The following is a 12,608-nucleotide window of genomic DNA, read 5'->3' on the forward strand; positions in this document are numbered from 1 at the left end:
AAACCCATGTTGTTTGCAACGGGCCTTGCGGTCGCGTTGAGCCTGTCGGGCTGCAAGCTGGTGAAAACGGAGAGCGCTGACGCGTCTGCTGCCGATCCCATCGCCACGCTCGTATCCGAAAGCTTCGAGGCGAAACTTCTTCCGGCTTTGTCGGAGAAAGCAGTCGATCTCTTGGCGCTGCGCGATGCGCTGAAATCAGGACTGGATAGCACGGGCAGCCAGTACGGCCTGCGTGTCGGCGGTGCCGGCGGTGGGTGGAACTTCGCTGTCAAGGGTAGGGGCAAGGTGATCGTTGAAAACCGCGTCTCGAAGGCCGCCGTGGCCGAAGTTGATCTCGACGGTGACGGGACCGCTGATGTGATCCTGCAGCTTGGCCCGGTGGTCAAAGGTACGGCGCTGCGTGATGTGACGCCGCTTTATGATTTTTCCGCATTCCGTGATCAGATCGAATATGCCCGCCTTGGCCGGGCGCTGAACGATCGGGCTGTTTCGACCATACCTGCCGATAAGCCGTTGAACGGCAAGACGGTCGACTTTCTCGGTGCGACCGTTCTTCGCTCTGCGGGCGAAAAGCCGCTTGTGACGCCTGTGCGCATCGAGGTCATGCCATGAGCGAAACGCATCCCATCGGCCTGACGATCCGCTCTGGGTCCAAGATCTATCCGGGAACACAGGCTCTCAAGAATGTTGACTTCGATCTACGGATGGGCGCGGTCAACGTTTTGGTTGGCGAAAATGGTGCCGGCAAGTCGACACTGATGAAGGTGATTGCAGGTGTTGAGTGGCTAAACGGGGGAACCATCGCGCTTGACGGCAAGCCGGTTGTTTTCGCTGACCGCACCGATGCGGCACGTCATGGCGTAGGCATTGTTTTCCAGGAACTCAATCTTTTTCCCAATCTGACGGTGGCAGAGAACATCTTCGTCGGGCACGAGAAGACGGTCGGTGGTGTCCATATCGACCGGAGTGCCCAGCGCGCTGTTGCCGCGGCACTGATGAAGCGTCTGGAGCAGGATATTGATCCCGACACGCCGTTGGGCAATTTGCGGATCGGCCAGCAACAGATAGTGGAGATTGCCAAGGCGCTTGCCGAGGACGCTCGCATCCTCATTCTCGATGAGCCGACGTCCGCCCTGTCTGCGACCGAAGTCGAAGTACTGTTCCGCGTCATCGGTGACCTGAAGCGTCAAGGCGTGGGCATTGTCTACATCTCCCACCGGCTCGAGGAACTGATCCGTATCGGGGACTACATCACCGTGCTTCGGGACGGCGTGATCACCGGCGCGCGTTCCATGGAAGGCGTCGATGTTCCCTGGATCGTCGCCAACATGATCGGTAGCGCATCCAAGGAATTTCCGAAGACTGAGCACCACGCACTCGGCGATGAGATCTTTCGCGTCGAAGATGTCTCTCTACCCAGTCCCGCTGGCGGCTACGTGGTCGATCATATGTCGCTTTCGGTTCGATCAGGAGAGATCGTCGGTCTCTATGGGCTGATGGGTGCCGGACGGTCTGAGCTTCTGGAGTGCATCATGGCCCAGCATCCGGCGTCGACTGGCAGGCTGTTTATCGCTGGAGAGCGCGTCACGGAACGCAGCGTATCCGGGCGTATCCGGCGTGGTCTTGCGCTCATCCCGGAGGACCGCAAGCGCGATGGTCTGGTTCAGATCATGAGTATCCGTGAAAACCTGACGCTTTCGTCGCTCGGCGACTTTACGCGTATCTTTCATCTGAGCCTGAAGGCGGAAGCTGGAAAGGCTGCAGAATTCGTCAAGCGCATGGCGATCAAGATCGCAAGTATGGAGCATCCGGTCTCCAGCCTGTCGGGCGGCAATCAGCAGAAAGTCGTGATTGGCAAAGCGCTCATGACCCGGCCGCGCATCCTTCTGATGGATGAGCCATCGCGGGGGATCGATATCGGCGCCAAAGCCGAAATCTTCCGAACCATGCGCAAACTGGCCGCTGACGGCCTCGGGATCCTTTTCGTTACCTCGGATCTGGAAGAGGTCCTCGCCCTTTCCGATCGCATTCTCGTCATGGCGAATGGCAAGCTGACTGGCGACTTTCCGGCCGGTGCCGCGGCAGCGGAGGTGATCTCCGCCGCGACGCCCAATCTCAACAAGGTCAAATCCTCATGAGCAGTCCCGTCATCACCCAAGGCAGCAAAGTCGCCGACGCATCGTCGCAAACCTCTATGCTGCTGCTTCTCTTGAAGATGCGAACATTTGTCGCCCTTATCCTGGTCTTCGCCTTTTTTGCGCTCGCCGCGCCAAACTTCCTGACCGGGGCAAACATGCTGATCATATCGAAGCATGTGGCGCTCAACGCGCTGCTTGCGATTGGTATGACCTTCGTCATCGTCTCTGGCGGCATCGACCTGTCTGTCGGTTCGATCGTCGGCCTGTGTGCGATGGTTGCCGGCTGGCTGGTTCTTTACGGCATCGACCTGCAGATCGGCTGGAGCCTGCAGTTCAACACGATTGAGATCTGCCTGATTGTCGCCGTCGTCGGTGTCTTCATCGGATTGATCAACGGACTGCTGATTACCAAGCTCAATGTTGCGCCTTTCATCGCCACACTCGGCACGCTCTACGTCGCCCGCGGCGCAGCCTTGCTCTTCTCGGATGGACGGACCTTCCCGAATCTTTCGGGCAATCCGAACTATGGTTCCGACACGTTCAAGCTAATCGGCTCGGGAACCCTGCTTGGATTCCCGCTTTCAGTCTGGATCATGGTCGTGGTCGCACTCGCCGCCGCCTATCTTGCAACGCGCACGCCGCTTGGTCGTCACATCTATGCGGTCGGTGGCAATGAACGGGGTGCGGCACTTTCCGGTGTGAATGTCGATCGCATCAAGATTTTTGTCTACATGTTCTCGGGTTTCTGTGCCGCCCTGGTCGGTCTGATCATTGCATCGCAGTTGCAGGCGAGCCATCCGGCCACGGGGGAGACTTTCGAACTCAACGCCATTGCCGCTGCCGTTCTGGGCGGAACCTCCATGTCCGGTGGGCGCGGACGCATCGGAGGTACCATCGTCGGGGCTTTCGTCATCGGTATCCTGGCCGATGGCCTGATCATGATGGGTGTCTCTTCTTTCTGGCAGACGGTCATCAAGGGGCTCGTGATCATTGCCGCCGTCGTGGTCGATCAGGTGCAGCAGAAGCTGCAGGCTCGGGTCGTCTTGCAAAGTCAAGCGTGATGAGGATTTCAACCGGCGGGCACTTGTTGTAAGGGAGCCGTGGGTTAAGATCGAAACATTGCGGTTTGCTTGCGGAATTTGAGGTTTGTCGGGACATGGACGCGAAGGCAGAGAACGATTCTTCCGAATCCATGATCGGCTTGCTCTCCGAGCCACGCCGTCGGCGCATTCTCGAATGGCTGCAGGAGGAGGGTTCGGCCCGCGTTCGCGAATTGGCAACCGCCTTCCATGTTTCCGAAGCGACAATCCGTCAGGATCTTGAGCGCCTGGAGAATGACGGCTTCATTACGCGCGAGCATGGCGGCGCCTATTTGAATTCGGCAGCGCCGCAGACCGGCACCATGACGCTGCATCATCAGGAGAACATGGACAAGAAGCGCAAGATCGGCGCTTTGGCTGCCGGTCTGGTGAAGGATGGCGAAACGCTGATCCTCGATGCTGGCACGACGACAACCGAGATCGCCATGCGGCTGACAAACCGCCGCGACTTGACGCTGATCACCAACGCATTGAACATTGCCATCATTCTGGGCGCGGTGCCGACGTTTGCTGTCCATATGCCGGGCGGGCAGTTCAAGTCGCCCACCTTGTCCTTGTCGGGTGACAAATCAGTCGAATATTTCAGTAACATCTTTGCCGGTAAGCTCTTCCTTGCCACCGCCGGTGTCGATTTGGAAGCAGGGCTCACCTACCCAAGTTTTGCAGATCTTCAGCTCAAGGAAGCGATGATCAAGGCAGCAGCGCATGTGTACCTGGTAGCCGATTCCACCAAGATCGGACGTTCCTCGTTCACGCGGCTCGGATCGCTTGACGTGATCCAGTCCCTGATCACGGATGATGGCATTCCGGATCGCGTCGCGAAGGAGTTTGAGCGGCGCGGCGTTGAAGTACTCGTCGCAACGTGACAAGCGCTCACTTCAGGCAAATGAGCCTTGTAGAGTTTCCGCTGGTGTCTTCGCAAAGTAACTGAGATCCGACGTCAGTCGATCGATCTTCCCCTGACGAACGGCCGTGATGAAGTCACGAAGCGGACGATCATTGTATTCAGCCAGAACAGGTCGATAGGCCTTCAGGGCGCGAGCCGTCATCAAGGAGCCATAGCCCTGCGGTTGCGGCCGGACACGATACCGGTTTTCAACGAGATCGGGCCAGGCGTCAGCAAGGAACGTGATGGCAAGAGCGATTTTGCGCTCGTATGTCGAGCGTAAGGTTTCCGCATCCATGTCGAAACAGTCAACCAGCCGCTGCTGAAAGATGATGTCACCCCTGTCGTATTCAGACGAGATTTCATGGATGCTCAATCCGTGCGGTTCACCATTCAGCCAGGCCGTCAAGTTGGGGTTGAGGCCCCGACCATAAGGAAGAAGGCTGGTGTGCAGGTTGATTGCGCGGATGCCAGCCATCTGCGGATGGTCCACGGGCAAATGGCGGTTATATCCAAAGCTTACAAGCAGATCGAACGGCTGCGATTTATGGTCCTCAATCGGATCATAACCTGAAAACTGGCTCACAAAGCGAACCGTTGCGTTGCTGGCAGGCAAGGCATATGCAATGGCTTCCGAGAACTGGCTCAGTACTAGTATATTCATCGAAAATTGGTTCCCGGCTGGCTTCAAGGCTCGATCAGGTCGAGGTGCACACCTGTCCTCAGGTTTGCCGGGATTTGAGGTCGCGCTTGATGTCAGCGACGCTTACGCCGCCCACGGCAATATGCGTATCAGGGAGTTCATGGATCGAAACGAAGTAAAGATGCTTCGGAATGCCGGTGACTTCGACTGCTACGTCAGTGAGGCGGGTCAAGAGTTCTGCTTTGACATCGTCGCTCATGGCGCCTGCTTCAAACGTGATGACGGGCATTTTCAAATTCCTTTCGGTTCATCTTGCGGAGGTCGGATCGGCGCGCCTGATGACGTCGCCGATCGTGCTTCTTTATCGGGCATGTCGATCAATGCGTTCTGATGAGGTTCTGTAATTCCGCCACTTTCCAGACGCCAAGTGGATCATCCACCAGGACCGCATGCTCTCCCGGTATCTCCGTCAGTTTGAAACCTGACGAGGTCAGGTTAGCCCAGTCCAGCATCGCACGCTTTGAAACGCCTGCATCCTGCTGAGGCCAGACGGCGGTAATTGGGCACTCAGCCAGAACATCAAGGCGAGGGCTCCACGTCGTCGCTATGGCGGCCATGCCACGCAGAGCCTTGAATACGGGAACCAGGATCTCCTCATTCTCCAGAAAGCTCTGAGGCATGGACTTCAGGCGGACCAACTCAGCCTTCAGTTCGACATCCGTCATTTCATGGTAGAGAGGAGCCCGCGCATCCTGCGCCGGAGCACCAGATCCGATGAAAACCATCGCGTGTGGACCGACTTTCAGACGGCAGGCCACTTCGTAGGCAAGGATTGCACCGAAGCAACCTCCAACGAAGATCATTGGCTCGTTGCCGAGCATCCCGACCGCCTCCGTGAGGGAAGCCATAAACCGCTCGAACCCGAGACTTGCCGGATTGCCCTCAAACTCTGGCCAACGAAGAGCATGGATGCTGACATCATCGCCGACCAGGTCGCACCAAGGGTCGAAGATGGATCCGGCGACACCGACCGGTTGGAAACCGACGATGCGCAAGCGGGGTGGATCGTGCCGGGGTGCCGTCAATTCGATGAAGCTCAAGTTAATCGTCGAATTTCCAGCTTTTTGCTCGACGAATTGCTCCAGTTCGCCAAGCGTCTGCAAAGGCAGGAACTCGCACAATGGGAAGGCAATACCCGTCCGATCAATCAGCTTCCGCGCCAGTTGAACTTTTTCAAGCGATCCCAAGGCATGATCGGACAGGCGAGCGGACGGCGAGGGTAGCTCGCCTATTGCCTCGCGCAGCACCGCGTGCAGCTGCGATATGGACTGAGTTCTGTTTCCGCTGACATTCGATGCGGTCGGCCCCAGCCATTCGGCCACAACTGACCTGAATGAGGACGCCAGTCGCTCCACCGTTGCAGCGTCCAGACGTTTGGCATCGTATTGGAAGCCGAGTACGAGGCTGTCGCCGGATAGATCCCAATCGACAGAGAGCGGAACCATAGCGTCTACTGCAAAGAACCGTTGCTCCGTTTCGTGCACATCCCCGCGCTTGCTGTCCGGTTCCGCAAACTGGATGAAGTTGAAGACCGTGTCAAAATGTGCTGCCGAACCAAACCACTCTGCGAGGCGCTCGAATGAGGCTGCCCTATGCTGGAAGGCGGAACGGTCAAACCGATCGAATTGTCTTGCTGCCTCCACGAGGTCCGTGCGCGGACCCGTCGGTACCGGCAGTACATTCAGGAAGTTGCCAATCGCAAGTAGGGATCCCTCGACCTCCGGGCGCAGCGAAAACACGACACCGATGCGGCTCGGGCGCTCACCAAGCGCGCGGGTAAGAGCCTCGATGTTCATCGCAAAGAAGAGGCCCTTGGTGGACACATCGCCCATATTCTCGATCTGGTTCAGGCGCCGAAAGACTTCCTGCGATTGAAGGACATCCACCTGTCGCATATCAGCGCTGTCGGCGAGGGCACGCGGTGGCGCCAATGGCCGGAAAGGAAGGCCTTCGAGCCTTTCTCCGAAGAAGGTTCTGCTCGCCTGCGATCGATCCGTGGCATTTTGCTCGGCCTCTACGGCGGCGAACACTGCGAGATCATCCGTGGTTTCAACCTTTGACCCGCGGAACCGTTCGACCAGTTCGCGGATGATGGCATTGAGACTGTAGCCATCAAGGGCAGCATGATGCTCTGCCACAAGAAGATCGAAACGATCCTTGTTACGCTTGATCACCTTGAAGCGAACCAGATTTCCCTCAGACAAGGGGAAAGACTTTTCGCGCTCCTCAAGGACTTCTGCCTTTATGATCTGTTCCTGCTCGGCTATCGCGGCAGCGGAAATATCGAGATAGGAATAATCTCCGTTTGCGCGCCGCGGATTGAAGACGAAATCGACGCTATCACCGGACAGCGCGACATGCGCCGTCAAGATGGGGTGGACCTTTCGGATGGCTGCCAGGGCATCGGAAAACGCCGTGGCGCTAAACGGCAGATGTACAGGTGTAATCGTGGCGTTATGGTAGATTTGGGCATCCTGTCTCGCCGCTGTGGCCGAAAGCTTTAACCTTTGCATGCCTGTCGCTGGCCACCGTCGTTCAACCGCAAGCGCCGGGGCCGGCGGCGCGACTGAGGCGGCTGCAGGAGAGGGCAAGGCAGTAACCATCTCTGTGGACGGATGGGGGGCCGGCCGCAAACCTCCCAGGAGACCGACGACCGTTGGACGGGCATGAAGGTCGCGAAGAGTGATGTTGATGCCGACTGCCCGTGCCTTTGACTGCATGAGGATTGCGCGGATGGAATCTCCACCGTTGACGAAAAAATCGTCCTCTTCCGTCAACTGAGGCCTACGGAGAACATCTCGCCAAATCGCCAGCAGTGCATGCGTTGCTTCATTAGCGGCAGGGGACCCGGAAACTGGGCTTGGCTCGGCAATCTTGACCGTTGGTTGAGGTTGCGAGTCGGATGCACCGGTTGTAGCCAGCAGACCTGTGACAGTCGGACGGGCATGGAGGTCTCGGAGAGTGATGCTGATGCCAGCTGCCCGTGCCTTCGACTGCATGAGAATAGCGCGGATGGAATCGCCGCCATTGACGAAAAAATCGTCTCGCTCGGTCAGTTGAGGTCTGCGGAGCACCTCCCGCCAGATAGAGAGCAGGGCTTCCGTTTTCGGTTGTTCCCGAGTGACGATTTCCGGCTGGATCGCCGGTGGGTTAGAAGAACTGTCACCGACGGGTGGCAGGCTATTTACGGACACTGTATCCATCTCGGTCTCTTCTTCCAGCGAGGAAAGGATCGCCGCCTTGTCAAGCTTGCCTTGAGGCGTGCGTGGTATTTGCGACACGACGCGCAGCGCGCGCGGAACCATGTAGGGCGGGAGTTCGGCTTGCAGTGCTGTCAGGAGACTGCGGCTGGTAACGCCGCCGAAAAGGCGATGAACAGTAGACGGTATCGTGATGTGTTGCCGAGGCTCCGCCAGATCGGTCCGCCAGGCCACGAGGTTCCAGCGGTCGGTGCTTTGGAGTAACGGGTCTTGACGCAGATCGACCTGAAACCCGGCCTGTTCCAGCATATTCGAAATGACGGAGCCACGACCGGCGGTCACGCCGGAGGGATCGTCGTGCAGTTCCATGGAAATGGCGCGAATTCTGCGAAGATGACGCTCATCTATACCGCGCAGGACATCCAGCTCTGCCCGTTGCACATCGATCTTCAGGACATCGATCCTGTCCAGCCCGTTTTCATCGAAGACGTCCGACAGGCGTCGCAACCGGCACTCGTGGATCTGAGCGTCGAAACGGCCTTCGAGAACCTCTTCAATGTGGTCAGCCAGCAAGCGGGCTTCGCCATCACCTTCGTTGGCAGCGTTACCAAGATAGGTTGTGATGACGGCCTTTTCGGCCCCGGCATCGGCATAGTCGCGCTGGCCGGACATCATCGCGTAGCCAGGATAGTAGGTAAAGCCGACCTCGCGCTCCCTGTCCGATAGGCCGTAGGGCAAGATCGTGACGTTGCGCGCATATCTTGCAATATTGTTGGCCAGCTTTTCGCGGATTGGCGCAAGCGGTTCAAATGAATATATTTTTGCCCGTGGTATGTGGGAAGCGACGAACAGCGAAAACAGGCCGAGATTCGCTCCCACGTCGAAGACGACTGCGTCTTCCGGATAAATGATACGAGGATCGGTGTAGATCTGGTCTTCAAAGATCTCGCGAAACTGATAGCGCGTTTCCGACGCATTAAGACTTGCTATCCTGTGCCCGGTCGGCAGATCGACGTAGACCGCATCGGGAAGATCCGGCAGCTTGTTTTCTTCGCGCGGTACGACAGCTGCCACGATCCGCGGATTGCCTTCCTGACTTTTTTCGATGAGGACAACAGCCTCTGCAACACCTGGCTGGCGCGACAGACAGGCTTGGATCTCGCCCAATTCCAGTCTTTGTCCACCCACCTTGACCTGATCGTCGCGGCGTCCGATGAAGGCAATCGTGCCATCGGCTAGCTGACGAGCATAATCGCCGGTACGATACGTCCTGACTCCGTTTGGCAGCGAACTGAAGCGCAGATTGTCCTTTTCTGAAGCGCCGATATAGCCAAGCGCCACACCTCTACCGGCGATCATGAGTTCACCCGCAGCTCCCTGCGGCAACTCATTGCCAGAAGCATCGACCACCGCAACCGAGATCCCTGCGAGGGGGTAGCCAAGGGTCGGGGCTTCATGGTCCTTGACGCGAGCGACGAGCGTATTGACCGTCGCCTCGGTCGGACCATAAACGTTCCAGGTATCGGTATTCCTCCAATTGCGTGCTTCGCGCCAAAGAGCCGCGTCGAAGGCTTCGCCACCCACCAGAAGGCGCTTAGGCATCCTCTCCGGATTCGATCCGAAGCCGACTGAAATCATCGCCCTGAGGATGGTCGGTGTCACGTCGAGCGCATCGAGTTGCATATCAGCAGCAAACTCGATCATCGCCTCCGGGTCGGCACGGATTTCGGCCGGCACCGGCACGAGGGTATGGCCCAGGATGATCTGGAAGACCTGCTTCATCGAGGAATCGAACGCGAGCGGTGCGTTGATGGAAAGCCGCAGACCAGGTCCGGTCCTGCCATAAATCCTGTCCTTGAGGGCATCGACGAGGTTGAGGACGCTCGACTGTCGTACAGCCACACCTTTTGGTTCACCGGTAGAGCCGGACGTAAAGAGGATGTAGGCTTCATCTTCACCCGATCCGGCAAAATCGGCCATGGGTTGGGGCTCGTGCCCAATCGCAGGCAAGACCTTGCCCGGCATGATCCGGCTTGCGCGCTCGAACTCTCCCGCTTCCGCAACGGCACCAAGTGCATCTGACTTTGCCGCGATGTGACGAATCCGCTCGTCTGGATATTCCCTTAGAACCGGCACTGGAGTTAATCCAGCTCTCAGCGTTCCAAGCAGCGAGACCACGGCGCCGAAGGATCGATCTGCAAAAAGGAGTATGCGTCCTTTGGGACCGAACTTCTTCTGAAGTGTGCTTGCCAGACGTTCGGCAGCATCACGCACTTCGCCGAAACTATAGCTACGATCCGCTATGAGTGCCGTTCTGGTGGGATCGTCGAGCGCAAGATCTTCGAAACGTTTCCAGATCGTGCCCTTTATGGGCGAAATGGGCGCCAAGGCTGGAGGTGCCAAACCGGCAAGCTGCGACCCGCTGCATCCCTTGTTGCTGGCGCCGCGTGTGATCGCATCCGCCGTCCGTTTTGCCAGGTCCGCAAGTACAGCCGGAGAAAGGCTGGAAACGCAGCTCGACAGTTCGATATCAGTCCGCCCGTCGGACAGGCGTAGTGACAGAACGAGTGGCGCTGCCGGACATTCCCGGAAGGAGAGAGTGGCCGCGGAAAACAGGGGGTGAAGATCCGGGATTGTCACGATGGATATGATGAGGGGCGGATCGACAGGGGCAGATGCGGCACCGGTCGCAATGGCAAGCGCGTTTTGATCCAGCTGATTTTCAAGCGCCTTGGATGATTCCTGAAGTTGCGGGATGACCCGAGAAACAGTCAGCGGCGTGCCAAGCCGAAACGGCCCGGCCATGCCTGAAAATTCACTGAAGAGGCGACCATCAGTACTGAGTGAAACCGTTATGCTTTCGCTCTGATCTTGGGCGAAATAGGGTCCGAGCACCGCAAGACCGGCAAGACACGCTTCCGCTGATCCGAGGCGGCCTGAATGGCTCACCATGGAGCTCGACTGCTGCAAGATACCCTTTTCCAGAGACACTCCCAGGTCCAGATCCGTGAGGGGAGCAACTTTCTTCGGCGTATTCTCGTTCTTCGCCTGGAGAGCCCACTCCGAAAAGTGCTGGTAGGTCAGTGTCGGGATTGCCTCCTCCTTGGAAAGAAGCAGAAGAAGTCCATCCGGGTCTGTCACATCCGTCGGGGCAAGCAGGGCGAGGCGGTGGATCTTTTCGTCATCTCCCTCCATCAGGATCCGAAGTGTTTCGGTCGCCTCGCGGTCAAACGGCTGGATCAGCTGTCGCTCGAACGCATCTGCTGATGTCTTGCAAATCCAGGCCACACGGCCTTCGCCCGGAACCTGAAGAGAAACAGGCGGTTGACCGAATGTGACGATACGGGTGGTCAGCATTGCCTGAGAGGCGATCCTTTTCGTGAGGAACGCAATGACTTCATTCTTGTCTACGGGCTGCGGCCAGCGGAGCTGAACTGATGAGACTTGCCGAAGAACGCTGCGGCCTGTGCCGGCGATGGCTTGCTGCAAGGGTGAAAGTGGATAGCCTTCGATCAGTGCGGATGTCTCGGCAGTGTCGATCTGGGAATTCATCACACACCCCTCGAGACCAGTGTCGTCATGGAGACAAGGGTCGTACGCTTGCCGGTGAATGGAGCGCGACCGTGGAGGCAGATCAGATTGTCCAGCGCCAGCACATCATGTCGCTGCCAGTCGAAGGTTCGCGTTTCCTCAGCGTAAACTGCCCGGATGTCGTGGATCATCGCATCGGGTATGGGTGACCCGTCACCGAAGAAGACGCGGCGAGGAAAGTTCTCTGTGCCGAACTCTTCGATGAGTGATGCGAGGACGCCAGGCGGGAGGGTCGCAGTATGAAAAAGATGCGCGTGGTTGCAGAACAGTTTATCGCCCGTCGCAGGCACCCTTGCGAATGCTTTCTGGCGTTGTCGTGTCCTAAGATGTTCGGGGCCAAGCCATTCGAATTGCGTGCCGTTGGCTTCGCAATAGGCGGCGACGTCTGCTCGATCCTGCGTCTGAAAGGCGGAACGCCAGTCCATGTCGATCTCCGGACGAAAATTGCGTTCATAGATGACGCCTCGTTCCTCAAAGACTTTCAGGATCGCGGCATCGAATTTGGCAGTCGCCGCCCGCTCGTCGGCAAGCGGTGTGGCGCCGCCGGTTTCTGCAAGTGTTTCGGCAAAAAAGAAGATGCGCTCCGGCAAGTCTCTGGCAAACGACATTTCATGATGCAGATCGATGAAATGATCGGAGGAGAATTCCGTGGATGTGAATACTCCGGGGGCCACTTCAGAGCGGACGGCAGCGCGCTCGAGATAGGGCAATCGATCGCGGCCAAAAGCTCTCACCCCCTCGCCAAAGGCATGAGGAGTATTCAAAGAAAAGCCCCGAAGCAGTATGCCGCCTGCTTTCGCCATCAGTGTTTCGAGAGCGGCCCGGTGCTCCGAAACCCATGGGCCGAGTTCGACAGGGCCGGATGGAGCATTAAGAATTGCCACGAATTCGCGGTCAGGGTCGACGTATCCCTCCGGTTTCAGGCCATCGCTCATGCCCCTTTCATAGAGGCGCGGCTTCAGGACGGGGGCTGAAAAATGTGCAGCCATT

Annotated in this window: 8 protein-coding genes; 4 read left to right on the plus strand and 4 right to left on the minus strand. The window is 57.8% G+C overall.

What is annotated here, in order from left to right; translation table 11 throughout:
• Positions 1-6 precede the first annotated feature (6 nt).
• The 4 genes from ASD54_RS19975 to ASD54_RS19990 all read left to right on the plus strand — a co-directional run bounded on the left by ASD54_RS19975 (position 7) and on the right by ASD54_RS19990 (position 4,104).
• Positions 7-612, plus strand: coding sequence for a DUF2291 domain-containing protein (locus tag ASD54_RS19975; protein WP_200958474.1), 606 nt, complete (start codon positions 7-9; stop codon positions 610-612).
• Positions 609-2,138 carry a sugar ABC transporter ATP-binding protein gene (locus tag ASD54_RS19980; RefSeq protein WP_062556336.1) on the plus strand — a complete coding sequence of 510 codons (1,530 nt, stop codon included), beginning with the start codon at positions 609-611 and terminating at the stop codon, positions 2,136-2,138. The genes ASD54_RS19975 and ASD54_RS19980 overlap by 4 nt, the downstream gene beginning before the upstream one ends.
• The gene (locus ASD54_RS19985) at positions 2,135-3,199 is read left to right on the plus strand and encodes an ABC transporter permease (protein ID WP_062556337.1); all 1,065 of its coding nucleotides are present in this window, start codon (positions 2,135-2,137) and stop codon (positions 3,197-3,199) included. The genes ASD54_RS19980 and ASD54_RS19985 overlap by 4 nt, the downstream gene beginning before the upstream one ends.
• A 95-nt stretch (positions 3,200-3,294) precedes the next feature.
• On the plus strand, positions 3,295-4,104 hold the full coding sequence (locus ASD54_RS19990) for a DeoR/GlpR family DNA-binding transcription regulator (protein ID WP_082547295.1): 810 nt from the start codon (positions 3,295-3,297) through the stop codon (positions 4,102-4,104).
• Positions 4,105-4,116: 12 nt separating this feature from the next.
• Here ASD54_RS19990 and ASD54_RS19995 read toward each other — a convergent pair whose 3' ends face one another.
• The 4 genes from ASD54_RS19995 to ASD54_RS20010 all read right to left on the minus strand — a co-directional run bounded on the left by ASD54_RS19995 (position 4,117) and on the right by ASD54_RS20010 (position 12,607).
• Positions 4,117-4,788 (minus strand): formyltransferase family protein, encoded by a 672-nt coding sequence (locus tag ASD54_RS19995; RefSeq protein ID WP_062556338.1) that lies wholly within the window; start codon positions 4,786-4,788, stop codon positions 4,117-4,119.
• 58 nt (positions 4,789-4,846) lie between these two features.
• A complete protein-coding gene (locus tag ASD54_RS20000) occupies positions 4,847-5,056 on the minus strand; it encodes a tautomerase family protein (RefSeq protein WP_062556339.1) in 210 nt (69 codons plus the stop codon).
• An 88-nt stretch (positions 5,057-5,144) separates the two neighbouring features.
• On the minus strand, positions 5,145-11,579 hold the full coding sequence (locus ASD54_RS20005) for an FkbM family methyltransferase (protein WP_062556340.1): 6,435 nt from the start codon (positions 11,577-11,579) through the stop codon (positions 5,145-5,147).
• Positions 11,579-12,607 (minus strand): TauD/TfdA family dioxygenase, encoded by a 1,029-nt coding sequence (locus ASD54_RS20010; RefSeq protein WP_062556341.1) that lies wholly within the window; start codon positions 12,605-12,607, stop codon positions 11,579-11,581. Before ASD54_RS20010 ends, ASD54_RS20005 begins: the two co-directional genes overlap by 1 nt.
• Between the last annotated feature and the right edge of the window lies 1 nt (position 12,608).

The sequence above is a fragment of the Rhizobium sp. Root149 genome (assembly GCF_001427345.1).
Lineage (GTDB): Bacteria > Pseudomonadota > Alphaproteobacteria > Rhizobiales > Rhizobiaceae > Neorhizobium > Neorhizobium rhizoryzae.

What these genes read in the sequence shown, in the direction of transcription:
- ASD54_RS20000 (WP_062556339.1), bottom strand. Translation starts at nt 5,056, where the DNA reads ATGCCCGTCATCACGTTTGAAGCAGGCGCCATGAGCGACGATGTCAAA.
- ASD54_RS19980 (WP_062556336.1), top strand. Translation starts at nt 609, where the DNA reads ATGAGCGAAACGCATCCCATCGGCCTGACGATCCGCTCTGGGTCCAAG.
- ASD54_RS19975 (WP_200958474.1), top strand. Translation starts at nt 7, where the DNA reads ATGTTGTTTGCAACGGGCCTTGCGGTCGCGTTGAGCCTGTCGGGCTGC.
- ASD54_RS19995 (WP_062556338.1), bottom strand. Translation starts at nt 4,788, where the DNA reads ATGAATATACTAGTACTGAGCCAGTTCTCGGAAGCCATTGCATATGCC.
- ASD54_RS19985 (WP_062556337.1), top strand. Translation starts at nt 2,135, where the DNA reads ATGAGCAGTCCCGTCATCACCCAAGGCAGCAAAGTCGCCGACGCATCG.
- ASD54_RS19990 (WP_082547295.1), top strand. Translation starts at nt 3,295, where the DNA reads ATGGACGCGAAGGCAGAGAACGATTCTTCCGAATCCATGATCGGCTTG.
- ASD54_RS20005 (WP_062556340.1), bottom strand. Translation starts at nt 11,579, where the DNA reads ATGAATTCCCAGATCGACACTGCCGAGACATCCGCACTGATCGAAGGC.
- ASD54_RS20010 (WP_062556341.1), bottom strand. Translation starts at nt 12,607, where the DNA reads ATGGCTGCACATTTTTCAGCCCCCGTCCTGAAGCCGCGCCTCTATGAA.